The 23362-nt window shown below is 37.7% G+C and carries 24 protein-coding genes and 3 tRNA genes; 24 read left to right on the top strand and 3 right to left on the bottom strand.

All coding sequences use genetic code 11. The features are described from left to right. The first annotated feature begins 43 nt into the window (after positions 1-43). The 5 genes from G415_RS0103400 to G415_RS0103380 all read left to right on the top strand — a co-directional run bounded on the left by G415_RS0103400 (position 44) and on the right by G415_RS0103380 (position 3827). Positions 44-1447, top strand: a complete 1404-nt coding sequence (locus G415_RS0103400) for a phosphomannomutase/phosphoglucomutase (protein ID WP_022670186.1) — start codon at positions 44-46, stop codon at positions 1445-1447. Then, positions 1440-2519 carry an aminofutalosine synthase MqnE gene (mqnE, locus tag G415_RS0103395; RefSeq protein ID WP_022670185.1) on the top strand — a complete coding sequence of 360 codons (1080 nt, stop codon included), beginning with the start codon at positions 1440-1442 and terminating at the stop codon, positions 2517-2519. Before G415_RS0103400 ends, mqnE begins: the two co-directional genes overlap by 8 nt. Beyond that, positions 2516-3583 carry a cyclic dehypoxanthinyl futalosine synthase gene (gene mqnC / locus G415_RS0103390; RefSeq protein WP_022670184.1) on the top strand — a complete coding sequence of 356 codons (1068 nt, stop codon included), beginning with the start codon at positions 2516-2518 and terminating at the stop codon, positions 3581-3583. Before mqnE ends, mqnC begins: the two co-directional genes overlap by 4 nt. Before the next feature lie 47 nt (positions 3584-3630). Further along, positions 3631-3722, top strand: a tRNA-Ser gene (locus G415_RS0103385). 10 nt (positions 3723-3732) lie between these two features. Continuing rightward, positions 3733-3827: transfer RNA gene (locus G415_RS0103380), tRNA-Ser, on the top strand. A gap of 222 nt (positions 3828-4049) precedes the next feature. Here G415_RS0103380 and G415_RS09670 read toward each other — a convergent pair. Together G415_RS09670 and G415_RS0103370 are read right to left on the bottom strand one after the other, a co-directional pair. Further along, entirely contained in the window at positions 4050-4508 is a 459-nt protein-coding gene (locus G415_RS09670; RefSeq protein ID WP_022670183.1) for a hypothetical protein, read from the bottom strand. A 64-nt stretch (positions 4509-4572) separates the two neighbouring features. After that, positions 4573-4663, bottom strand: a tRNA-Ser gene (locus tag G415_RS0103370). 102 nt (positions 4664-4765) lie between these two features. Here G415_RS0103370 and G415_RS0103365 point away from each other — a divergent pair. The 19 genes from G415_RS0103365 (at position 4766) to G415_RS0103275 (ending at position 22646) form a co-directional block, all read left to right on the top strand. Then, a complete protein-coding gene (locus G415_RS0103365; protein WP_022670182.1) occupies positions 4766-5035 on the top strand; it encodes a hypothetical protein in 270 nt (89 codons plus the stop codon). A gap of 232 nt (positions 5036-5267) precedes the next feature. Then, positions 5268-6302, top strand: a complete 1035-nt coding sequence (gene aroF, locus G415_RS0103360) for a 3-deoxy-7-phosphoheptulonate synthase (protein WP_022670181.1) — start codon at positions 5268-5270, stop codon at positions 6300-6302. 63 nt (positions 6303-6365) lie between these two features. Then, positions 6366-7664: a homoserine dehydrogenase gene (locus G415_RS0103355; protein WP_022670180.1), complete on the top strand. Its 1299-nt coding sequence runs from the start codon at positions 6366-6368 to the stop codon at positions 7662-7664. Further along, entirely contained in the window at positions 7657-9507 is a 1851-nt protein-coding gene (argH, locus tag G415_RS09665; protein ID WP_022670179.1) for an argininosuccinate lyase, read from the top strand. Before G415_RS0103355 ends, argH begins: the two co-directional genes overlap by 8 nt. After that, positions 9470-11179 carry a single-stranded-DNA-specific exonuclease RecJ gene (gene recJ / locus G415_RS09655; protein WP_022670178.1) on the top strand — a complete coding sequence of 570 codons (1710 nt, stop codon included), beginning with the start codon at positions 9470-9472 and terminating at the stop codon, positions 11177-11179. The genes argH and recJ overlap by 38 nt, the downstream gene beginning before the upstream one ends. Before the next feature lie 10 nt (positions 11180-11189). Further along, complete coding sequence (locus tag G415_RS0103340; protein ID WP_022670177.1) at positions 11190-13367, top strand: vitamin B12-dependent ribonucleotide reductase; 2178 nt, start codon at positions 11190-11192, stop codon at positions 13365-13367. A gap of 11 nt (positions 13368-13378) precedes the next feature. Continuing rightward, positions 13379-14596: a tyrosine--tRNA ligase gene (gene tyrS, locus G415_RS0103335; RefSeq protein WP_022670175.1), complete on the top strand. Its 1218-nt coding sequence runs from the start codon at positions 13379-13381 to the stop codon at positions 14594-14596. Next, positions 14596-15354 carry a type III pantothenate kinase gene (locus tag G415_RS0103330; RefSeq protein WP_022670174.1) on the top strand — a complete coding sequence of 253 codons (759 nt, stop codon included), beginning with the start codon at positions 14596-14598 and terminating at the stop codon, positions 15352-15354. Before tyrS ends, G415_RS0103330 begins: the two co-directional genes overlap by 1 nt. Next, on the top strand, positions 15347-16342 hold the full coding sequence (locus G415_RS0103325; protein ID WP_022670173.1) for an NAD(P)H-dependent glycerol-3-phosphate dehydrogenase: 996 nt from the start codon (positions 15347-15349) through the stop codon (positions 16340-16342). The genes G415_RS0103330 and G415_RS0103325 overlap by 8 nt, the downstream gene beginning before the upstream one ends. A 46-nt stretch (positions 16343-16388) precedes the next feature. After that, positions 16389-16970, top strand: coding sequence for a flagellar basal body-associated FliL family protein (locus G415_RS0103320; RefSeq protein WP_022670172.1), 582 nt, complete (start codon positions 16389-16391; stop codon positions 16968-16970). Continuing rightward, positions 16967-17245 (top strand): FliM/FliN family flagellar motor switch protein, encoded by a 279-nt coding sequence (locus tag G415_RS0103315; protein WP_022670171.1) that lies wholly within the window; start codon positions 16967-16969, stop codon positions 17243-17245. The genes G415_RS0103320 and G415_RS0103315 overlap by 4 nt, the downstream gene beginning before the upstream one ends. After that, entirely contained in the window at positions 17242-17559 is a 318-nt protein-coding gene (gene fliO / locus G415_RS0103310) for a flagellar biosynthetic protein FliO (protein ID WP_022670170.1), read from the top strand. The genes G415_RS0103315 and fliO overlap by 4 nt, the downstream gene beginning before the upstream one ends. Further along, positions 17546-18292: a flagellar type III secretion system pore protein FliP gene (gene fliP, locus G415_RS0103305; protein WP_022670169.1), complete on the top strand. Its 747-nt coding sequence runs from the start codon at positions 17546-17548 to the stop codon at positions 18290-18292. The genes fliO and fliP overlap by 14 nt, the downstream gene beginning before the upstream one ends. Before the next feature lie 3 nt (positions 18293-18295). Continuing rightward, positions 18296-18565 carry a flagellar biosynthesis protein FliQ gene (gene fliQ, locus G415_RS0103300; RefSeq protein ID WP_022670168.1) on the top strand — a complete coding sequence of 90 codons (270 nt, stop codon included), beginning with the start codon at positions 18296-18298 and terminating at the stop codon, positions 18563-18565. A 2-nt stretch (positions 18566-18567) separates the two neighbouring features. Next, a complete protein-coding gene (locus G415_RS0103295; protein ID WP_022670167.1) occupies positions 18568-19356 on the top strand; it encodes a flagellar biosynthetic protein FliR in 789 nt (262 codons plus the stop codon). Between the two features lies 1 nt (position 19357). Next, entirely contained in the window at positions 19358-20413 is a 1056-nt protein-coding gene (flhB, locus tag G415_RS0103290; RefSeq protein ID WP_022670166.1) for a flagellar biosynthesis protein FlhB, read from the top strand. A gap of 56 nt (positions 20414-20469) precedes the next feature. Then, positions 20470-21843 (top strand): flagellar filament capping protein FliD, encoded by a 1374-nt coding sequence (gene fliD / locus G415_RS0103285; RefSeq protein ID WP_022670165.1) that lies wholly within the window; start codon positions 20470-20472, stop codon positions 21841-21843. Positions 21844-21858: 15 nt separating this feature from the next. Next, positions 21859-22260 (top strand): flagellar protein FlaG, encoded by a 402-nt coding sequence (locus G415_RS0103280; protein WP_022670164.1) that lies wholly within the window; start codon positions 21859-21861, stop codon positions 22258-22260. After that, on the top strand, positions 22257-22646 hold the full coding sequence (locus G415_RS0103275) for a flagellar export chaperone FliS (protein WP_022670163.1): 390 nt from the start codon (positions 22257-22259) through the stop codon (positions 22644-22646). Before G415_RS0103280 ends, G415_RS0103275 begins: the two co-directional genes overlap by 4 nt. Positions 22647-22648: 2 nt before the next feature. Here the strand turns inward: G415_RS0103275 and G415_RS0103270 are convergent, their stop codons facing one another. Further along, positions 22649-23284 carry a hypothetical protein gene (locus G415_RS0103270; protein WP_022670162.1) on the bottom strand — a complete coding sequence of 212 codons (636 nt, stop codon included), beginning with the start codon at positions 23282-23284 and terminating at the stop codon, positions 22649-22651. Between the last annotated feature and the right edge of the window lie 78 nt (positions 23285-23362).

The following is a 23362-nucleotide window of genomic DNA, read 5'->3' as shown; positions in this document are numbered from 1 at the left end:
GGTTTATGTAATATTGTTCTCAAAATTTTTATCGGAGGAAACTATGAAAGTAGATAAAAGCGTTTTTCGTGAATATGATATAAGAGGAATCTGGAACAAAACCATAAACACGGATTTTGCCTTCGGATTGGGCATAGCCTTTGCCAAATATCTGAAAGATAAGCTAAATATAAGCAAAGGAAAAGTAAGTGTTGGTTATGATGCAAGAAGCTCATCTGTTGAAATCCTAAAGGCTTTAAGCAAAGGGTTGAACTGCGAGAACATCACAGTTTTAAATATAGGAATGGTGCCAACACCAGTTCAGTACTTTTCACTTTTTAACCTTGATGTTGATGGCGGTATCATGATAACAGCATCTCACAACCCTTCTGAATACAACGGATTTAAACTCTCAATAAAAACAAACACGATTTTTGGTTCCCAGATTCAAGAGATATATGAGATAATGAAAGAGTTAGAGATAGATGAAAACTGCGAAGCTGAAGAGCTTATGGAAGAAGTTGACATACTTTCTAAATACAAAGAGTTTATGATGATTCAGTTTGGCTATTTAAAAGATATAGAAGAGAAACCAAAGGTTGTTCTTGATGCCGGAAACGGTGTTGCAGGTTTTGTGGCATACGACATATTCACAAGCTTGGGATATAAGACAAAAGGTTTATATATAGAACCAGACGGCAGCTTTCCCAATCATCATCCAGACCCAACAGTTGAGAAAAACCTGGTTGATTTAAAAAAGGTTTTAGCCGAAGAAGGTTATGATATAGGCATAGGATACGACGGAGATGGAGACAGAATAGGTGTTGTCTTAAAAAATGGCGATATATTGTGGGGCGACCAACTTTTACTTCTTCTTGCCGAAGATTTGGCAAAAACCCAGAAAGGCGTCAAAGTTGTTGCTGATGTCAAATGTTCAGATGCCATATTCAAGAAAATGGAAGAAGCAGGCTGCAATCCAATAATGTATAAAACTGGCCATTCATTGATAAAGGCAAAAATGAAGGAAGAAAACGCTCCTTTAGCCGGAGAGATGAGTGGGCACATATTTATGGGCGATAGATATTTCGGCTATGACGATGCGATTTATGTATCGTTAAGACTTGTTGAGATAATCACAAGAGAGAAGTTAGACCTTATAGAGTGGAAAAACAACCTGCCAAAAGTTTACAACACGCCAGAGATAAGAATAGACTGTCCAGAAGACAAAAAACAGAAGGTTATAGAAAGTATAAAGGCATATTTAAAGGAAAACGGTGATAAGTTGGGCATAAAACAGATAAATACAATCGACGGTGTAAGGTTTAAAACGGACTACGGATTCGGACTCCTAAGAGCGAGCAACACACAGCCCGTCCTTGTTCTAAGATTTGAAGCAGATACAGAAGAAAATTTAAACAGAATAAAGGATACAATACTAAAACAAGTGGAGAAGTTTATAAATGAGTGATTTGAGAGAGATTGAAGAAAAAATAGACAATAACCAGGCGCTAAATTTTGAAGACGCAAAAGCAATTCTAAGAAGCAACGATTTGATAGAGATTGGTAGGCTTGCAAGAAAGATTAAGCTTAAAAAAACAGGCAAAAAGGTCTATTTTGTTTTCAACAAGCATATAAATTATACGAACCTTTGTGTATCTAAGTGTAAATTCTGTGCGTTTTATAGAAACGGAGACGAACCTGATGCATACACGATGGAAGTTGATAAGATAATCGAAGAGATATCACAAATGCCAGAAGGTATAAGGGAAGTGCATATAGTTGGCGGCCTCCATCCGACAAAACCCTTCTCATATTACCTTGATATGGTTTCAAGTATAAAAAAGCATTTTCCAAATGTTAATGTAAAGGCTTTTACCGCTGTTGAGATTGACTACTTCTCGAAACTTTCAGGGCTTGATTACGAAGGTGTGTTAAAGGAGTTAAAAAGGGCAGGGCTTGACTCAATGCCCGGGGGTGGAGCTGAAGTTTTCTCAGAAAGGGTAAGAAAAAAGCTCTATCCAAACAAAATACCTTATGAGAAGTGGGCTGAAGTCCATGCAATAGCACATAAATTGAATATACCGACAAATGCCACTCTGCTTTTTGGCCATATAGAGACAGACGACGAAATCATCGACCATCTGTTTAAATTAAGAAAACTCCAGGAAGAACACCCGGGTTTTTTATGTTTTATACCTTTGAGCTTTCATCCTGCAAATACGCCGCTTGAAGGTAAAATTGAGAAAGTCGATGCAGTAAAGGAGTTGAAAGTGCTTGCGCTCTCAAGGATAATACTCGACAACTTCCCACACATAAAAGCCTATTGGGTTATGCTATCGCCAAAAATAGGTCAGATTGGTTTGCATTTCGGTGCAGATGACATAGACGGCACAATAGGTCAAGAAAGGGTAACTCATGCTGCAGGCGCAAAAAGCCCGCTGGGCTTAGCAAAAGAACAGATGGTAAATCTAATAAAAAACGCAGGTTTTGTTCCTGTCGAAAGGGATGCCCTATACAACGAGATAGAGGTGTTCAATTGATAGAAAAAATATACAAGAAGATAGAAAACTTCGAAAGAATCAATCTGAATGAAGGTGTTGAGCTTCTAAAAAACGGCGATTTTTTAGAACTTGGCAGATTGGCAAACAGAATAAGGTTTAAAAAACAGCCATCGGATATAGTTACATTCATACTCGACACGAACATAAACTATACGAACATCTGTTATGTTGGCTGCTCTTTCTGTGCCTTTTACAGAAAAAAGAACGACCCGGATGCTTACACTTTAAGCATAGATGAGTTGATTAAAAAGATAGAAGAAGCACAAAGTAAAGGTATAACAACGGCTCTTATCCAGGGCGGTTTGAATCCCGATTTGCCTTACTCGTATTATCTCGATCTGGTAAGGGAGTTATCAAAAAGCAGCGTTCATGTTCATGCGTTTTCACCACCCGAGATAGACCTTATGTGTAAAATTTCTCAAAAAAGCGTTGATGAGGTATTCGAAGATTTAAAAAATGCAGGCTTAACGACAATGCCGGGTGGTGGAGCTGAGATTTTAACAGAAAGGGTAAGAAGAGAGATTTCACCCAAAAAGATAAGCACCGACAGATGGCTTGAAATAATGCAAAAGGCACATGAGCATGGCATAAAAACAACGGCAACGATGATGTTTGGACATATAGAGACAGAAGAAGACATAATTGAGCATTTAGATAGAATACGCAAGCTTCAGGATAAAACTCACGGTTTTACAGCGTTTATAGCCTGGGATTTTAAAAAAGAGAATAACGAGTTGGGTAAAAGGGTTGAAAGAAGCGTAAGTGGTATTGATTATTTGAAAATTGTTGCTATAGCGAGAATCTATCTTGACAATTTTGACAATATTCAGGCTTCGTGGGCATCTCAAGGCAAAGATGTGGGAGAAGTGGCTTTGCACTTTGGCGCAAATGATATGGGCAGTATGCTCGTTGAAGAGAATGTAATGAGACAGGCTGGCTTTAGAGCTGAAGCTTCCGTTGATGAGATAGCAAGGTGCATAAAGAAAGCTGGCTTTAAACCTGCACTCAGAACAACGGATTACAAAATCGTCAAAATGCTTTAGTTAACCACTTGAAAAATCAGGGTAAATGTGTTATTTATTTCAGCGACGGAGGAGTGGCCGAGTCTGGCTTAAGGCGGCGGCCTTGAAAGCCGTTGTACCCGCAAGGGTACCGTGGGTTCGAATCCTACCTCCTCCGCCATTTATTTTTTGGAGAGGTGGCCGAGCTGGCTGAAGGCGCTCGCCTGCTAAGCGAGTGTGTGGGCTAAAACCTGCACCGAGGGTTCGAATCCCTCCCTCTCCGCCAGTTTCTTAAACCTCCGATTGTGGTTATTTAACTTCAAGTTATTCTTAAAAACAACATAAAGCCGTAGATTTAAATTTTGATGTTTTACCTATTTTTGTTTTCTTCCTACGCTTATTTCTGCCGTTTTATTAAGAGAAAAGAAAAACTTTTTATCTTGTTTTAGTTGGTTTTTTGCTTCGTTTTTGTTTAATTGTATTTAATTATAGATTACTCCTATTTTCTCTACATCATATCATCCATAAGACGAGATAAACCATCGCCTCTACCTACTTGAATAATTATACAGTCTGAAGAATTGATAGCTCTGAACTCATCACCACTAGCCTGACTTTTTTTAATGGAACATTCTAAAACTTTGGAAAGTGAAATCCAGTACCAGTTCTTATATTCTTCCTCTCTTCTGCAAAACACAAACCATACCGGTAATTTAGTTATTCTCTCGAACGCTAAATATTTTTTTACTTCTTCTTCATCTAATATGAAATCTTTGTATTCTCTATTGTTTTTTTCTTTTACATCTACTGCTATTATTCCAAAATTTCTAACAATCACCAAAAAATCCGGTCTTTTAGTAAAATCTTTGAAAAAATTGGAGAAAGTATCTGTACCTTGATCTACATAGATATAAGGATACTTTTTGCTATCGAGCCACTCTTTGAATTTTTCCTCGCTTTTGTTCATTTTGTCCTCCTTTTTACCTGTTTTTACAACACTTTTAATATAAACAAAAGGGATTAGATTAAACTGGCGGAGAGGGCGGGATTCGAACCCGCGGTACGCCTAATGCGTACAGCTGATTTCGAGTCAGCCGCCTTCGACCGCTCGGCCACCTCTCCGTTGGTTTTTATAGCAAAAGTGCACATTGATAGTCAAACATATTGATTTTGAAGTAAAATCTGGTAATCTATCTGCGCTATGTATTGTTAAGAAGGTGTAAGATGAAAAGAAACATAAACAGTAAAATTGTGGCAGACTTAAACTACTTTGCAGATAGAATAGAGAAAACATTCGCAAACGATTGGCTATTTAAAAGTTTGTTAGACGACGAGATATCTTTGGAAAATGGTGTTCTTTTTTACAAAGGAGTTGATTTTAGACAACTCCATTTGGTTTTTAAGGAAGAAGAGATAAACCAGATAATGAAAAAGCTCAACAAAATTTTAAGTAAATATCTTGATGCTCTGTATCAAACACAAAGCAAAAAATAACTTGCAATTACTTAATCTTTGTGCTATAAGGGTTGCACTATGATGGGATTGGCTAAAAGTTTCAAGGGTTATTTTTATACATTTAACTATTATTATTGGTTTTTCAAAGGAGGGGGATAGTCTATTTAAACGGAGCTTGTTAGTTTTCGAGCCGTTTGGGTAGGCTATCCCAAGGATGGTCAACCCAAACGGCTTTTTTTATTGGCCGAAATTCTAATTGGGAGGTGTAAAAATGATAATTGTAATGAAATCAACAGCAAAAGAAGAAGACATTCAAAGACTAAAGGAGAAGATTGAAAGCTTAGAGCTTAAAGCCCACATATCAAAGGGTAGCACAAAAACGGTTATAGGTGTAATAGGCGACATAGACTCAAAAACAGAGAATTTGGATTTGATTGCCGTATTATCCCTTGACAAAGCTGTTGAAAGCGTCCATAGGGTATCTAAACCTTACAAGTTAGCATCACGAGAACATAGAGACTCAGACACAATCATTGATGTAAACGGTGTCAAAATAGGTGGAAATAGATTCACCGTAATTGCTGGTCCATGCTCGGTTGAGAACAGAGAACAGGTTATGACAACAGCTCTGGGCATAAAAAAATGTTCAGCCCACATGTTAAGAGGTGGTGCATTCAAACCAAGAACATCACCTTACAGCTTCCAGGGATTGGGTGAAGAAGGGCTAAAGATTTTAAAAGAAGCATCAGAAGAGACAGGAATGCCCGTTGTAACAGAAGTTATGAACCCAAGAGATTTAGATGTTGTGCTTAAATATGCAGATGTGTTGCAGATTGGTGCAAGAAACATTCAAAACTTCGCACTGCTCAAAGAAGTTGGAAAAACCGACAAACCAGTTTTACTTAAAAGGGGTATGGCAACGACGATTCAGGAGTTCTTGATGAGTGCAGAATATATAATGAGCGAAGGCAATGCAGATGTTATCCTATGTGAAAGGGGTATAAGAACATTCGAAACGGCAACAAGAAACACACTTGACATATCTGCCGTTCCAGTTTTGAAAAAAGAGACGCATTTACCTGTAATCATAGATCCGTCTCATGCTGCAGGTAAAAGGGACTATGTTCCGGCATTGTCAAGGGCAGCAATAGCAGCAGGTGCAGATGGATTACTGATAGAAGTTCATTACAATCCACAGATAGCAGTGTCCGATGCCGCTCAGCAGTTGACAATAGAAGAGTTTTGCAATTTAATGAAAGAGTTGAAAGCTATAGGAGAAGTCGTTGATAAAATCATAGAAGAATAATGCGTTGACACTTCTCTTGTTGTATTCTATATTAACCCTAACTCTTAGGGTAAAGGAGTCGCTATGGAAACGGTAAATGTGGGTTTGCTTGGCGTTGGAACTGTTGGAAGTGGCGTTGTTAAAATATTAACTGAAAATAGTGAGATAATTAAAAAAAGGCTCGGCTTTGAGCTGAACCTTAAAAGAGTATATGCAAAAAAGATTAAGGATGATGTAAAACCTTTGCTCGAAGGTAAGATAGCAAACAGTTACGAAGAGCTGCTAAATGATGATATAGATATTGTCGTTGAGCTCATTGGTGGAACGACATTTGCAAAAGAGTTTATATTAGAAGCCATAGAGAAGGGCAAAAGTATAGCAACTGCAAACAAGGCGCTGCTTGCCGAGTTTGGATATGAGATATTCTCAAAAGCCTTCGATAAGAAAGTGGATATAGGTTATGAAGCTGCGGTAGCTGGCGGCATACCAATAATCAAATCCATTAAAGAATCCTTAGCCGCAAATAACATACACTCAATAAAAGCTATAGTCAACGGCACTTGCAACTATATCTTAACAGAGATGTTTAACAAGGAGCTGCCTTTTGATAAGGTTTTAAAGGATGCACAGGAGAAAGGTTTTGCTGAAGCAGACCCAACATTCGACATTGACGGTATAGATTCAGCCCACAAGATGGCGATTTTAAGTTCCATTTCATTTGGAGATAATGTTGTCGCAAAGGAAGTCTATACAGAAGGCATAAGAAATATAAGTCTGCTTGATATAAAGTTTGCCGATGAGTTTGGTTATAGGATTAAGCTGTTGGGAATAACGCGATTAATAGACGATAAGATAGATGTAAGGGTGCATCCGACACTAATTAAAAAGGACGACACACTTGCAAAAACCGATGGCGAATTTAACGCAATAAAGGTTAGATGCGACATGGATGATGAGACAATTTATATAGGCAAAGGTGCAGGGAGCCTGCCAACAGCATCTGCCGTTGTTGGCGACATTATGGACATAGCAAGAAACATAAAGAATAAAACAAACCTAAGGGTTCCTTTGATGTCATTTCCGTTCAATTTCGTAAGAAAAAGAGAGATTCTAAATATAGACGACTTACAAATGAGTTATTACCTAAGATTTACCGTTAAAGACCAGGCTGGCGTTTTATCAAAGATATCGGGTGTCTTAGGCGATTACAACATAAGTATAAAAAGTGTTGTTCAGATAAATAAGGGTGATGAGTGGGTGCCTTTGATAATGTTTACCCACAAGGCAAGGGAAGCAGACATAAAACACGCCCTGTCAATTATAGAAAAGCTTGATATAGTAAAAGAGAAAGCCTTACTTATAAGGGTGGATAACGATGAATAAAAAACTGTGGGGTGGAAGGTTCTCGTCTGCCACAGACAATGTAATGGAGAAGTTTTCAGAATCGATAAGTTATGACAAAAGATTATATGAATACGACATAGCAGGCTCGATTGTTCACGCTCAGATGCTTGCAAAACAGGGCATCATAACCGACGAAGAAGCAGATAAAATCATAGAAGGCTTACGAAAAATAAAGCACATGATTGATGAAGGTGAGTTTGAGTTTCGCATAGAAGATGAAGATATACACATGAACATAGAGAGAAAACTGATAGAACTTGTTGGCAAAGTCGGTGGTAAACTTCACACAGCAAGAAGCAGAAACGACCAGATAGCTTTAGACATAAGGCTATTTTTAAGGGATGCATCAATTGAGATAATAGACAGACTAAATAAACTCTTGAAAAACATCGTTGAGCTTGCAAAAAAGTATGTCGATGTTGTAATGCCGGGCTTTACCCATCTTCAGCATGCCCAACCCGTTCTATTTTCCCATTATCTTTTAGCCTATTATGAAAAATTCAAAAGGGATAAAGAGAGATTCAAAGATACGATAAAAAGAATTGATGTTTTGCCTTTGGGCAGCGGAGCCTTAGCAGGCACAAGCTTCCCGATAGATAGAAAATTCGTTGCAGAACAGCTTAAGTTTTCAAAGATATCAAGAAACTCAATGGATGCAGTCTCGGATAGGGATTTTGCTATTGAGTTTTTAAACGATATAGCAATCTGTGCTATGCATGCATCAAGATTTGCCGAAGAGATGGTTATATTCTCATCTCAAGAGTTTGATTTTGTTGATTTGCCCGATGAGTTCTGTACAGGCTCAAGCATAATGCCACAGAAAAAAAATCCCGATGCAATGGAACTTGTGCGTGGAAAAACGGCAAGAACATACGGCAATCTCATCCAGCTTTTAACATTAATGAAAGGTTTACCTTTAACATACAACAGAGACATGCAGGAAGATAAGGAATCACTATTTGACTCAATCGATACAATTTTTGGCATTTTGGATGTTTTAAATGGATTTATACCAAAGATAAAGCCAAAAGAAGAAGTGTTAGAAAAAGCTTTAGAAAAGGGTTTTATAACGGCAACGGATTTGGCAGATTATCTGACGAGAAAAGGTATTCCTTTCAGAGAAGCACACAAGATAACAGGTGAAATTGTAGCTTATGCTGAACAAAACAACAAAAAATTGAACGAACTAAGCATAGAAGAGTTAAAGAAGTTCTCAGAACTCATAGAAAGCGACATAATCAATGTTCTGCATTACAAGAAAGCTGTAAATTCAAGAACAAGCTATGGTGGAACGGCAAAAGAGAATGTGCTTAAGGTGATTGAAGAGATAGAAAAAGAGCTGTCAACAAGAGAAGATGGCAATACGATTGAATGCCCAAGATGTGGTTATCCTGTAAAGGCTTATAAAAACCCTATCCCAACGGTTGATATAATTATTGAAGTTGATGGCAAGATTGTTTTAATAAGAAGAAAAAACGAGCCTTATGGATGGGCAATACCGGGCGGATATATAGATTATGGAGAGTCAGCCGAAAGTGCAGCAGTAAGGGAAGCAAAGGAAGAGACATCGCTTGATGTTAAGCTTAAGGGTCTGCTTGGCGTCTATTCCGACCCAGACAGAGACCCAAGAGGGCACACAATAACCACCGTATTTGTTGCAGAAGCCGAAGGTAAACCCAAAGCGGATGATGATGCTTTAGAAATAGGTCTATTTGATAAAAATAGTTTACCTGAACCGATAGTTTTTGACCATAAAAAGATTCTGCAGGACTATTTCTCAAAATATGGCACGGGAAATTCAACTGAACAGCATAACAGGTGAAAAGAAAAAGCTCATAATCAAAGATGAGTGCTTCAAAAACCCTTTAATAAGGGTTGGAAGGCTTAACATATACGAGATAACAAGAAAAATCCTATCACACAGGGGAATAACAACAGAGCATCAGATAAGAGAGTTTCTCTATCCTTCCCTTTCCCAGTTATACAATCCGTTTCTTCTTAAGGATATGGACATAGCCGTCGATAGAATTATTATGGCGATAAGAAGAAAAGAGAAGATTTTTGTTGTAGGTGATTACGACACCGACGGTGTCACATCAACAAGCCTTCTGCTCAAATTCTTTAAAGAAATAGGTGTAAATGCAAGCTTTTACATACCAACAAGGGATGAAGGATATGGGTTAAGCCTTGAAGCAATTAAAAAGGCCGTCCAAACAAAAGCCGGGTTAATAATCACCGTTGACAACGGTATCACAAGCATAGACGAAGTTGAGTTTGCAAAGAATGTTGGCATAGATGTGATAATTACAGACCATCACGAGCCGCAGGAGAGTCTGCCGAATGCATTTGCCGTAGTAAATCCAAAAAGGAGAGACTCAAAGTTTCCATTTAAAGAGCTCTCAGGTGTTGGTGTTGCATTCAATCTTATCATGGCATTAAGAAACAGGCTTAGAAAGATGGGTTTTTTTGACTCTATGGAAGAGCCAAACTTGAAGAAGTATTTAGACCTTGTTGCTCTTGGAACACTTGCAGACATCGTCCCACTTTTAGATGAGAACAGGGTTTGTGTAAAGGTTGGTTTATTTAACAAGAAACACTCAACTGTTGGGCTTGAGCTTCTAAAGAAGGTTTCGGGCATAGAAGGAAACTTAACATCAAAACATGTAGGCTTTGTTATAGCGCCAAAGATAAACGCAGCGGGCAGACTATCCGATGCTTCAATAGTTGTTGATATGTTCATGAAGGAAGATGAGAAGGAAGCAGAGCTAATAGCAAGAAAGCTTGAACAGATAAATGCCGAAAGAAGAAAACTTCAGATGCAGATAGTATCGGAAGTTCAAAAATTAGCCGAAAATACAGATGATTTGGTTATTGTCGCAGCAGATAGACATTGGCACAAAGGCGTCATAGGAATAGTGGCAAATGCCATATCATACAAATACAAAAAACCTGCAATTATTGTAAGCAAAGGCGAAGAGATAAGCATAGGCAGTGGCAGAAGTGCCGGAGATATAGACCTATTTTCTCTCATAAAAGAGACCGAAGTTTTTCTTGAGAGATTTGGCGGTCATAGAATGGCTGTTGGTATAACGATAAAGAATAAGTATTTAGATAAATTTAAGGAGAGAATTAACGAGATAGCAAAAGAGAGATATAGGGATTATGTGCCAACGGCAAGTTATGATATTGAGTGCGAAGTTTCGTTTGATGTGTTTAACAGGCAGTTTTTGGAAGAGTTGAGCCTGCTTGAACCGTTTGGTCATTCAAACGAAGAGCCATTGTTCTTCTCAAGAAACGCCATTGTAAAGGATGTTGGCTTAATTCTTGACAAATATCCAAAATACCTTCTTGATGATGGAACGGCGAGTTTATGGATGGTAAGTTTTGATAAACTGAACCTGAGCGTTGGGCATGTGTATGATGTGGCGTTTTATGCATACATAAAGAATGGATATATGTCCTATACGCTTAAGGATGCCTTTTTAGTTAAATAGGAGGTAAATTGTGAGATTATCTGAGAATGCGTTAGTTGTTTTAAAGAGCAGATACCTACAGAAAGACCCAGACGGAAACATCATTGAAACCCCCGACCAACTCATCGAAAGAGTCGCAAAAGCTATAGCCAAAGCAGACAAAAATTACAATGCAGACGATAAGCAGGTTGAAAAAACGACAGATGAGTTTATCGAGATAATGTCAGAGCTTAAGTTCTTACCCAACACACCAACGCTCGTCAATGCAGGACGCCCTTTAGGGCAACTCTCTGCCTGCTTCGTTCTCCCGATAGACGACAGCATGGAGAGTATCTTTGATGCCGTAAAGGCAACAGCTTTGATTCATAAGTCTGGTGGTGGAACGGGTTTCTCTTTTTCAAGACTCAGACCAAAAAACGACATAGTCAGTTCAACAATGGGTGTCTCAAGTGGTCCTGTCTCGTTTATGAAAGTGTTTGACTGCGCCACAGAAGCAATTAAACAGGGCGGCGTCAGGCGTGGCGCAAACATGGGTATCTTGCGTGTTGACCATCCAGACATTTTAGACTTCATTCATTGTAAAGAGAAAGAAGGAGAGTTTAGCAACTTCAATATATCTGTTGCCATAACGGATAAATTTTTAAAGGCTTTAGAAAACGACGAAGAATACGAGCTCATAAATCCAAGAAACAGTGAAGTGGTTGGCAGGCTCAAAGCCAGCTTTGTCTGGGATGAGATAGCCAAAGGAGCCCACAAAAACGGAGAACCGGGTATCATCTTCATAGACAGAATAAACGAAAAACACCCGCTAAGCAAAGAGGTGGGAGAAATAGAATCCACAAACCCCTGCGGCGAGCAGCCGCTTCTGCCTTATGAGTCTTGCAACCTTGGTTCGATAAATCTCGGTAAGTTCGTAAAAGACGGACAAATAAACTGGGAAGATTTAAAAAGAACGGTCAAAATAGCCGTTCATTTCCTTGACAATGTTATAGATGTAAATAAATATCCGCTTGACAAGATAGAAGAGAACACAAAGAAGAACAGAAAAATCGGCCTTGGTGTTATGGGTTTTGCCGATTTGTTGATAGATCTGGGCATACCTTATGATTCAGAAGAAGCTATCAAAACAGCAGAAGAAGTAATGAAATTTATTCAAGATACATCCAAAGAAGCATCAAGCGAGCTTGCAAAGATAAGAGGCAACTTTCCAAATTACAAATACAGCATCTATGCAAAAGAGAATATCCCAATGAGAAATGCAACAACCACGACCATTGCACCAACAGGCTCAATCTCCATGATTGCAGACGCATCAAGTGGCATAGAGCCTATTTTTGCTTTAGCCTATTACAAACAGGTTTTAGACGGCAAAAGACTGCCCTATGTCTATGAGAGGCTCTTTGACGCATTGAAAGAGAAGAGCATCTATTCGGATAGCTTAGCCGAGAAAATCATAGACAACAGGGGAAGCCTAAAAGGAATAGACGAAATACCAGAAGACATAAAAAGGCTCTTCGTCACGGCGATGGACATATCATACAAAGCACACATAGACATTCAAGCAGCATTTCAGAAATACACGGATAACGCCGTCTCAAAAACGATAAACATGGCAAACTCCGTAACGGTTGAAGATGTAAAGGAAGCATACGATTATGCTTACAAGAAGGGACTAAAAGGCATAACCGTCTATAGAGACGGCTCAAGGGAAGAGCAGGTGTTGGTTGTGCCAAAGAAAGAAGAGAAAACACAAACAAAATCATTCTCAAGGCCAATTGTTTTGAATGGGTTTACAGAGAAGGTAAAAACATCAAGAGGAACGCTCTATGTAACAGTAAATACGATAAATGGAGAGCCTATCGAAGTATTTGCAAACATAGGTAAATCCGGTGGTGATATATCTGCTCTTTCTGAAGCCATAGGCAGGCTTATCTCAATTGCACTTCAAAACGGTGTCAATGTGAAAAGCATAATAAATACGCTCATAAGCATAACAGGAGCTCAACCTATCTGGGATAAAGGCAGACTGATTAAGTCTGTCCCCGATGCCATAGCTCAGGTTTTGAGAGACCACTTCCTAAGAAACGGCTCAAGAAAGGAAGAGCCTAAAAAGATAGTGGGTGAGGAGTGCCCAGAGTGTGGCTCACCGCTTGAGATAGTTGAGGGTTGTGCAGTCTGCAGAAATTGTGGATATTCAAGGTGCGGATAAAAGGAGGCAAAATGGATTTAGAAAAAGAGGTTCAAAGGCAGTTCGAAATAATAAAAAGAGGGACAGTCGAGATAATAGACGAAGAAGAGCTGAAAGAGAAACTAAGGGATAGTATAAAAAACAACAAACCTTTAAAGGTAAAAGCAGGTTTTGACCCAACGGCACCAGATTTGCATCTTGGCCATACCGTCTTAATTCAAAAATTGAAGCACTTTCAGGACTTAGGACATGAAGTCTATTTTCTGATTGGTGATTTTACCGGAATGATAGGAGATCCAACAGGAAAAAGCGAAACAAGAAAAGCCCTAAGTAAAGAAGAAGTCGAAAGAAACGCTCAGACATACAAAGAGCAGATATTCAAGATTTTAGATAAAGATAAGACTAAAGTGGTTTACAACTCAGAGTGGTGTTCAAAATTAACAGCTGTTGATTTAATAAAACTTGCAAGCACAATGACTGTTGCAAGAATGCTTGAAAGAGACGACTTTTCAAAACGGTTCGAGAGCAACAAACCTATATCGATTCATGAGTTTTTGTATCCGCTTTTGCAAGGATACGATTCCGTTGCGATGGAAGCGGATGTTGAGCTTGGTGGAACAGACCAGAAGTTCAATCTGCTTGTTGGAAGGCATCTTCAAAAGTTAAACGGTCAAAGGCCACAGACGGTTATAATGATGCCGATTTTAGAAGGTTTAGATGGTGTTCAGAAAATGAGCAAATCACTCGGCAACTATGTCGGAATAACCGAAGAGCCAAACGAGATGTACGGCAAAATTATGTCGATTTCCGATGAGTTGATGTGGCGATATTACGAGCTTTTAAGCGACAGAAGTATTGATGAGATAAATCAGATGAAAAGAGATGTTGAAGAAGGCAAGCTCCATCCCAAAAAAGCAAAAGAGATGCTGGCATTTGAGATAACAAAAAGATTCCATAGCGAAGAGAAGGCAAAGGAAGCAGAAGAGCACTTCAGGAAGATGTTTGAGAAGAAAGATATACCAGACGACATTGAGATAATTGAAAAGGATATTGATGAAGATATATGGATATGCCATCTGCTTAAGGAGATAGGCTTTACAAAAAGCTCATCCGAAGCAAGGAGAATGATAAAATCAAAGGCAGTATCAATCGACGGCAACAAAATAGAAGACGAGAATTTGAAACTAAACAAAGGTGAATATATTATAAAAGTTGGAAAAAGAAAAATAGGTAAGGTGGTTTTGAAGTAATGCTTATAGCAGTTGATATAGGCAATACGAACATAGTTATTGGTGTCTTTTTAAAGGATAGGTTTTTAAATTTTAGACTCAGCACAAACTTAAAGCTAACCCAAGATGAGTACTGCATAAACTTTTACAATCTATTCAACCTATATGGCATAAACGAAAGAGCTTATGGTGCAATTGTATCAAGTGTCGTTCCACAGATAACACCACGAGTTATAAATGCCATAGAGACGGTATTTAATATAAAACCTTTGGAAGTTGGGCCCGGTATTAAAACAGGCATGCCGATAAGGTATAAAAACCCATCGGAAGTCGGAGCAGATAGAATCGTCAATGCTGTTGGAGCATACGAAGAGTTCAAAGATGCATTAATTGTTATAGATTCAGGGACGGCAATAACCTTTGATGTAATAAGCAAAAAAGGTGAATATATTGGTGGTGCAATAGTGCCAGGTATCCACATATCGGCTGATGCTTTAGCAGAAAAGACTGCAAAGTTGCCGCGGGTGCCTTTGGGAAAGCCAGAAAGTGTTATAGGGAAAACAACAATAAACTCTATACAGTCTGGTTTATTTTACGGATACCTTTCTTTAATAGAAGGCATGATAAGAAGAATAAAAAACGAAATGGAGACAGATTGCACGGTTGTTATAACAGGTGGAGATAGTGCCTTATTTTACAGACACCTAAATGAGATAGACCACTTCAGGCCTTATTTGACACTTTTTGGATTAAAGGTAATATACGAGAAAAATGCTTAGAGTTGGAGTAGTAGGTGCAGGAAGTTGGGGAAGTGCTATATCGATTCTACTTGCAAAAAATGGGCATAATGTTTCCCTTTATGTAAGGGAAGAAGAGATAAGAGAAAGTATAAAGAGAAAAAGGGTTAATCCTGTATATCTTCCGAATGTTGAGTTCCCAAAAAATATAGAAGCTTTAGGCGATATAAACGAAACGGTTAGGGATAAGGATTTTATTGTATTTGTTGTGCCTGTTAAATATTTAAGAGCTACAGTTGAACAGATTAAGGAAAAAATATTATCACCTGTAATATCTTTAAGCAAAGGCATGGAGAATGAGACATTCTGCAGACCTTCTCAGATAATAGAAAATACTCTCAAGATAGAAAAGATTGCGGCATTAAGTGGGCCGAATTTTGCACTTGAAGTGGCAAAAGGTCTGCCAACGGCAACGGTTGTAGCATCAAAAAAGAAGGAAACTGCTGAGTTTTTCCAGAAGGCTTTTAGTTGTGAGACATTCAGGGTATATACTTCTAATGACATAGTCGGAGTTGAGATTTGCGGTGCGCTGAAGAACATTATGGCTATAGCAGCGGGAATAAGCGATGGTCTGAAGCTTGGACACAATGCAAGAGCAAGCCTAATAACAAGAGGGCTTGCCGAAATAATGCGCTTTGGAAAGGTTTTTGACGCAAAAAGAGAGACATTTATGGGCCTTGCAGGGATTGGAGACCTTATGCTTACTGCAACGGGAAATTTAAGCAGAAACAGAAGGGTAGGGCTTGAGCTTGCCGAAAATAAATCCAAAGAAGAGATACTAAACTCAATGAAAATGGTGCCAGAAGGCATCAATACGACAAAATCCGTGTATGAGTTTGCTCAAAGGAATGATATAGAGATGCCAATTACAAGTGAGATTTACAAGATACTTTTTGAGAATAAAAACCCGAAAGAAGCATTAAGAGACTTGATGAACAGACCTTTAAAAGAAGAAAACTATTTACTTTAGATAAATTTTGTGTTAGTTAATAATAAACCAAAGAAGGAGTTAAAAAATGGCAAAGGATAAAGAAGAAACCCAAGAGCAGGAAGGTGGCAAGAAAAAGGGTAAAGGCAAGCTTCTTATTATAGTCATAGCCATTGTAGTATTAATAGTAGCTGGCGTTGCCGTTAAAATGTTCGTATTTGGTGGAAAGAAAGAGACACCAAAAAAGGCAAAAACAGAACATGCACAACAACAAGAAACTCAGCAAGAAGAAACCCCAGAACCAGCACCAGAACCAACATATGGAGATACCACAAATTTGTCTCACTTGACACCTGTCGAGATAGGTCCAATCATTGTAAACCTCGCTGATGTCGGCGGAGATAGATACCTAAAGATTAAACTTGTTCTTCTTGAAGCAAAAAGAGAAGCTAAAAAGGAAGAAAAAGAAGGTGAAAAGACGGGAATATCGCTTGAGGATGCTATCGTAAGGGATACGATTATCTCTATTATCTCATCTAAGACATCAGATGATTTACTCTCTGTATCAGGAAAAGAAGAGTTAAAAAACGAACTGATAAGTGCAATAAATCAGGCTTTGCATAGAAATCTTGTTAGGAAAATTTACTTCTTAACATTCATAATACAATGAGCAAAGAGATTAAAGAGAGGTTTGCGTTATATTTTGATATACCGTTAAAGCTTGTATTCGACCTTGCAAGCACAAAGGTAACCGTAAGAGACCTTCTCAAGTGGAAAGAAGGAGATATTATAGAAACCAACAAAATGGCAGGTGAATACATAAATATAAACATTCAGGATAAACCACTCGGAACAGGAGAGGTAATCGTTTTAGATAACAGATTTGCAATAAGAATAACCACAATATACTCAAAAGAAGACTTAATGGAATTAAATGTGAGATGAGATATATCCTTTTTTTTCTCTTTTTTATCCCTTCTTTAGCCTTTGCAGATACTAATGTGGATTACTTTGGTTATACACTTAAGGCATTTGGCAGTCTCGTTTTAGTCTTGGGTATTATCTTTGTCTTTTTTTACCTTACAAAAAGATTAAACTCTTTAAGCAGGGCTTCCAATTCAAGAATAAAGATGAAAAGCAGGCTGTATTTAGATAACAAGCACTATCTCTCCATCGTCGAAATAGACAAAAGAGAGTTTCTGATAGGTGTCGGTGAAAATGTAAATTTATTGAAAGAGTTGAAAAATGAAAAAGATTAGCATAATTGTTATCATACTTCTTATTCTGCCAACCTTAACATTAGCGGCGGATGTTGTGGCACCTTCAATAAATATAACTCTTCCTGCAACGAACAATCCAACAACCATAGCAGAATCGATAAAAATACTGATTCTGCTTACAGTTCTCGCACTTGCACCTTCAATCCTTGTTATGATGACATCTTTTACAAGGATTATTATCGTCCTTGCAATACTAAGACAGGCTCTTGGAACACAGCAGATGCCACCGAATCAAATACTTATAGGCATTGCACTCTTTTTGACATTTTTCATAATGACACCGCAGATAAAGTCTATCTATTACAACGCCTACCTGCCACTTGAAAAGAACGAGATAACACTTGAAGATGCTTACTACAAAGCAACAAAACCATTAAAGGAGTTTATGCTTAAACAGACAAGGCAGAAAGATTTGGCTCTCTTTTTGAGAATCGGGCATCTGCCAAACCCAAAAAATCCACAGGACTTATCAATGAGTGTCGTTATACCTGCATTTATAATAAGTGAGCTGAAAACAGCCTTTGAGATAGGGTTCATGATATACATTCCATTCCTTATCATAGATATGATAGTCTCAAGCATACTCATGAGTATGGGAATGATGATGTTGCCGCCGATTATGATATCTTTACCTTTTAAGCTGCTCATATTTGTTCTGGCTGATGGGTGGAATCTTGTTGTAATGTCTCTATTTAAAAGCTTTGCGAGGTAAAAGATGGACATAACAACGGTTGTTGCAATAGGCAAAGAAGCGATGAAGATAACAATGCTTTTGTCAATGCCTATTTTGATTGTCAGTCTTATAGCAGGTTTATTAGTCAGCATATTCCAAGCTGTTACGCAGATTCAAGAAATGACATTAACATTCATTCCAAAGATAATTGCAACAGCGGTGGCTTTAATCTTTTTGGCTCCTTGGATGACAAAGCTTATGGTTAACTATGTTGTTCAGCTATACTCAAGCATACCAGCAATAATTAAATAGACATGAACGAACTCATAACATACACAGCTTCGTTTTATGGGAACTTTGTTGTATTTTTGTTTATACTTTTAAGGGTTTCTGCGATAATAGTTTTTGCTCCTGTCTTCTCGTCTATGTCCATACCACCACAGGTAAAGATGGCGTTTTGTTTTGTCTTTGCGGCTGTTATATTTCCCGTCGTGGAGCCATTTATTAATATACACCAGCTGACGGCACTCTCACTTTTTGCTATTACGGTTAGAGAGATTCTGCTTGCTACACTGCTGGCTTTGACTATACATCTTATCTGGAGCGGAATAGAGCTCGGCGCTCAGCTTGTCGGATATAATATGGGTTTTTCTATAGCAAATGTCTTAAGTCCCGAAGAGAATACTCAAATATCGATACTCGCAGAGTTTGAAAGCATTTTTGCCATACTTGTATTTTTAGCAGTAGATGGACATTACGAGTTTATAAAAGCGATGGTATTGAGTTTTAAAGTTATGCCCATAGGAAGTTTTGCTCTTAACGAGCCTGTTATGAATATTTTTATCAAGCTTGTCTCTATGCTGTTTTCTGTAGCCTTTAGTGTTCTTGCACCAGTTATAATTGCCCTATTCATTACTCAAGTCGTATTTGGATTAATAGCCAGAACAATGCCACAGATAAACATAATGATTGTGGCATTTCCGTTGAACATAGCTGTTGGTTTTTTAGTGCTTGGTGCTGCATTCACTTTTGCAGCAAACACGATTGTGGCTTATTACAATGAAGCTTTTAAATACATTTATGCCATTTTAAAGGTGGGATAGTATGCCTGACGAAGAAAAAACCGAACCTGCGACCCCCAAACGGAGACAAGAAGCACGAGAAGAAGGTAGGGTCGCCAAGTCCATAGAACTAAACACAGCGTTTTTGATACTAACATCGATAATATTTTTTTACTTTAACGCCGATAAAGTTGCAACATCCCTAAAAGAGTCGCTCATTTACTTTTTTAGTCTTGCTTCAAACTTTGAGATAAACTTAGATAGCGTCTTTTTTCTTTTTAAAACATCGTTTGACTTGATGTTGAAGATACTTTTACCTTTCTTTATCGTGATGATAATCATATCTTTCTTCGTAAATGTTATTCAGGTGGGTTTTCACATTACACCAAAGGTTCTTGAGATTAAATTCGACAAGATAAATCCCGTAAATGGGCTTAAAAATCTCTTCTCTTTGCGTTCGTTTGGAGAACTAATAAAATCTCTTCTGAAAGCAGGCGTAATGACATACATACTCTGGATATTTATAAAGCATAACATACCCGTGTGGCTTGAAGTATCCGGCCAGCCGACCAATGTCGTATTCTTGACACTACTTAAAAGCGCATTTTTAATAGTGATATACATACTCATTTTTATAGTTTTTGTCGCAATTTTAGATTATCTGTTTCAAAGATACACATTTGAAAAAAGCATAATGATGACAAAACAGGAAGTAAAAGACGAATACAAGCAAATGGAAGGTGACCCCAAGGTCAAGCAAAAAATAAGAAGTATGCAGATGGAGATGGCAAGAAGGAGAATGATGGAAGAAGCAAAAAAAGCCGATGTTGTAATAACAAATCCAACACATTATGCCGTCGCTTTAAAATACGATTCAAACTCAATGACTGCACCAAAGGTTGTGGCAAAAGGCATCAATCTTATAGCTGAAAAAATCAAACAGATAGCAAAAGAGAACGATATACCAATCGTGGAAAAACCAGAGCTTGCAAGAGAGCTGTATATGAAGGTAAATATAGACAAAGAGATACCCGAAGAGCTTTATAAGGCTGTGGCAGAGATATTAGCGTATGTTTATAGACTAAAAAGGGCTTCTTGATTAAAGTTTTCTGTTTTTAATCCGATAATATAGATAGAAAAAATTGGAGGTAAGCCATGGACCTTGGCTCTTTTACCGTTTTAGGTTTAGGTAGTGGAATGGACCTACAGGGTCTTATAGATAAATTGGTAAAAGCCGACAGCCAACCACTCTTAATGGCTCAGGCTCAAAAGGTTCAATATCAAACATACGAGAAAAACTTTGATACCTTAGAGAATAAACTGATTACTCTAATGACCGATGCAAATAAAATGATTAGTGATTTCACTCTTCAGAGTGCAACAGTTAGCGATGAAGACATGGCTGAAGTTAACATAACAGGCAGTCCAACAAGTGGAGTTCACAATATTACTGTTAACAGTTTAGCTCAAGGCCAAACATGGGTATCGAATGAAGATGTTAGTTCACTTGATAATTCTATAACAACTACGGGTGGTAAATTTGTTTACAAGATAGGTGATAAGGAATATTCAATTGATTTAGACAACAATGTTCTGAGTTCTACTCCAACATCACTAAACGAATTCATAAACGCTATAAATAACAACGGTTCTGGTCTTCAGGCGAGTGTGATATTTGACGGAACGGGATACAAAGTTGTTCTTAAAACGCCCGAAGGAACTAACAACGATTTAACAATAGTTCAAAACGATACAAACTTAACCTTTGGCGATGGCAACGGTGGAACATCACCAGCCGTTGACTCATCAGATGCTGACTTAACAATAGATGGTATATCCGTAACTTCACACTCTAATACGCTAAATGATTACATCCCGGGATTAAGTGTAGAATTAAAAAAGACAGGCTCCTTTTCCATTTACATAAATACAGACTACTCAAAACTAACTACAGATATGCAAAATATTGTGAAAGATTATAACGATGTTATGAAATACATAAAAGACAATTCAAATTATGACGATCAAACCAATGTTGCTGATGCATTTTTCTGTAATAGCACTATCGAAGGCATAGAAAACAGATTGAGTGATATACTTATAGGTTCCTATGGAAATAGCAATTCCAAATATACATCTCTCGTAGATATAGGAATAAATTTAAAGAAAGATGGAACAATGGAATTTGATTCATCAAAGTTCTTAGACGCCTTAAGAGATGACTTTAAAGATGTAAAAGCAATGATGGTTGAGACTTCAACAGGAGCAAACGACGGAGTTTTAAGTGTTTTGCATGACACAATAAACAATATGACAAGTACAAATGGCTCAATAGAATTACAGAAGCAATATATATCAAATAAGATAGATAGTCTAAATTCTCAAATTGAGACTATGCAAAAACAATTAGACCAAGAAAGAACAATGTTAACTTTGACATTTGCACAAATGGACGAGTATATAGGAATGCTAAAAAACCAAAGCAGCTATATGGAAAATATCTTTGATAGCATGGAAAAGAAAAAGTAAGGCAAGGAGGCAAAAATGTCGGCGGGAATCAATAAAATTCCAGACCAGACAGCAAACTTACAAAGCAACATTAACAAACAACAGCAAAGAACAACTCAACACGTAAGCCAGCAAACAAAAATAGAGCAAATAAATACAAAAATTCAACAAAACCAAACAACAAAAAAAGCTCAAAAACTACCATCGCCTAAGGAACTTAAAAAAATCATAGACAAGATAAATGAAAATGTTAATCGATTAAACAAAGAAGTTAAATTTGTTTACAATGATACTTTAAAATCTCTCATCGTTAAAGTTATAGACGAAAAAACAGGAAAAGTTATAAGAGAAATACCACCTCAAGAAGTTGTAAACCTTCAGAAAAAATTATCTGAGATTGTAGGAATTATATTTGATAGCAAGGAGGTAGAAAAATGACAGCAAATGAAGCTTATAACACTTACAAAAACATGATGATAAATACAACGGTGGATAAACTCCAAATTGTAGCAATGCTGTATGAAGGTGCATTAGGGTTTGCAAGAAATGTTATCGAAGCTGCAAAATCCAAAAAAGAAGAAGAGTTCGTTGACAATTTAAACAGAGTCATAGGGATTCTACTTGCATTAAGGGACTCTCTTGATACAACCCAGGATAAAGAGACTGTTGCCTTTTTAACAGGCCTTTATAACTTTCTGCTTGAGAAGGCGATAAAAGCTGTGGATGAGTTTGACGAAGAAGATTTCTCAACCGTTGTAAGATACCTTGCAAAGATGCATGAGATATGGACAACGCAGGTTATGGGAAATAACGAAGATGAGTAAAATCACCCCGCTTTAAAATTGGTGATAAAGTCGTTTTTATCACCAAGCGTCGTTGCTGAAGAGAGCCCGCTAAAGAAGGTTGATAAGCTTTGGCGGGTTATCCCTTCGTTCGGAGAAGATGAAAGAATATCATTTAAGGTATTCAAAAACTTTTCAAATGTATCTGCAGCAAGTTCACTATTATCACTATTCAGAATGGTATTTGTCTGATTGATAAAGTCATCTTCAAAACCATACTGGGCAATACCGTTAAAGGCAGTAAGCCAAGCTGATAGACTTCCTGTTTTCTCTTTTACAAGATTTGCCGTTGAAAAGAAATTTTCAAATAACTCATTATTATTTTTTAGGGTATCAAGCCTATTAACCGTCTCCATCCAGTCAAGGTCAGTTGAACTACTATTTACAAACGAGAGAATAACATCCCTTGCACCTTCAAGGGCTCTGCTGTCTGCATTTGACTGAGACAGTGTCGTGTAAATCTCGTTGAGTTTTTTGCCAAAAGCTGATATTTCTGCATACTTCTCAGACAGCGTTTGAAGACCGCTTATTACTGAAGTGGAATCGTTTTTATCTGTTTTGTCCTTAAACAATTCATTTACCACATAAGAATTTATGTCGTTAATACTGTTTATTGCCATTTTATCCCCCCTCCTCTTGTGGCTCTTTTAATAATTTGCACTCTAAGCACAATAAAGTCAAGAGAAAATCTTGAAAAT

It is taken from the genome of Hippea alviniae EP5-r, from assembly GCF_000420385.1.
Lineage (GTDB): Bacteria > Campylobacterota_A > Desulfurellia > Desulfurellales > Hippeaceae > Hippea > Hippea alviniae.
This window is presented reverse-complemented; position numbering and strand designations above follow the sequence as displayed.

Coding starts and splice junctions, on each gene's coding strand:
- G415_RS0103400 (WP_022670186.1), top strand. CDS start 44: ATGAAAGTAGATAAAAGCGTTTTTCGTGAATATGATATAAGAGGAATC.
- mqnE (WP_022670185.1), top strand. CDS start 1,440: ATGAGTGATTTGAGAGAGATTGAAGAAAAAATAGACAATAACCAGGCG.
- G415_RS09670 (WP_022670183.1), bottom strand. CDS start 4,508: ATGAACAAAAGCGAGGAAAAATTCAAAGAGTGGCTCGATAGCAAAAAG.
- G415_RS0103365 (WP_022670182.1), top strand. CDS start 4,766: ATGAAAAGAAACATAAACAGTAAAATTGTGGCAGACTTAAACTACTTT.
- aroF (WP_022670181.1), top strand. CDS start 5,268: ATGATAATTGTAATGAAATCAACAGCAAAAGAAGAAGACATTCAAAGA.
- G415_RS0103355 (WP_022670180.1), top strand. CDS start 6,366: ATGGAAACGGTAAATGTGGGTTTGCTTGGCGTTGGAACTGTTGGAAGT.
- argH (WP_022670179.1), top strand. CDS start 7,657: ATGAATAAAAAACTGTGGGGTGGAAGGTTCTCGTCTGCCACAGACAAT.
- recJ (WP_022670178.1), top strand. CDS start 9,470: ATGGCACGGGAAATTCAACTGAACAGCATAACAGGTGAAAAGAAAAAG.
- tyrS (WP_022670175.1), top strand. CDS start 13,379: ATGGATTTAGAAAAAGAGGTTCAAAGGCAGTTCGAAATAATAAAAAGA.
- G415_RS0103330 (WP_022670174.1), top strand. CDS start 14,596: ATGCTTATAGCAGTTGATATAGGCAATACGAACATAGTTATTGGTGTC.
- G415_RS0103325 (WP_022670173.1), top strand. CDS start 15,347: ATGCTTAGAGTTGGAGTAGTAGGTGCAGGAAGTTGGGGAAGTGCTATA.
- G415_RS0103320 (WP_022670172.1), top strand. CDS start 16,389: ATGGCAAAGGATAAAGAAGAAACCCAAGAGCAGGAAGGTGGCAAGAAA.
- G415_RS0103315 (WP_022670171.1), top strand. CDS start 16,967: ATGAGCAAAGAGATTAAAGAGAGGTTTGCGTTATATTTTGATATACCG.
- fliO (WP_022670170.1), top strand. CDS start 17,242: ATGAGATATATCCTTTTTTTTCTCTTTTTTATCCCTTCTTTAGCCTTT.
- fliP (WP_022670169.1), top strand. CDS start 17,546: ATGAAAAAGATTAGCATAATTGTTATCATACTTCTTATTCTGCCAACC.
- fliQ (WP_022670168.1), top strand. CDS start 18,296: ATGGACATAACAACGGTTGTTGCAATAGGCAAAGAAGCGATGAAGATA.
- G415_RS0103295 (WP_022670167.1), top strand. CDS start 18,568: ATGAACGAACTCATAACATACACAGCTTCGTTTTATGGGAACTTTGTT.
- flhB (WP_022670166.1), top strand. CDS start 19,358: ATGCCTGACGAAGAAAAAACCGAACCTGCGACCCCCAAACGGAGACAA.
- fliD (WP_022670165.1), top strand. CDS start 20,470: ATGGACCTTGGCTCTTTTACCGTTTTAGGTTTAGGTAGTGGAATGGAC.
- G415_RS0103280 (WP_022670164.1), top strand. CDS start 21,859: ATGTCGGCGGGAATCAATAAAATTCCAGACCAGACAGCAAACTTACAA.
- G415_RS0103275 (WP_022670163.1), top strand. CDS start 22,257: ATGACAGCAAATGAAGCTTATAACACTTACAAAAACATGATGATAAAT.
- G415_RS0103270 (WP_022670162.1), bottom strand. CDS start 23,284: ATGGCAATAAACAGTATTAACGACATAAATTCTTATGTGGTAAATGAA.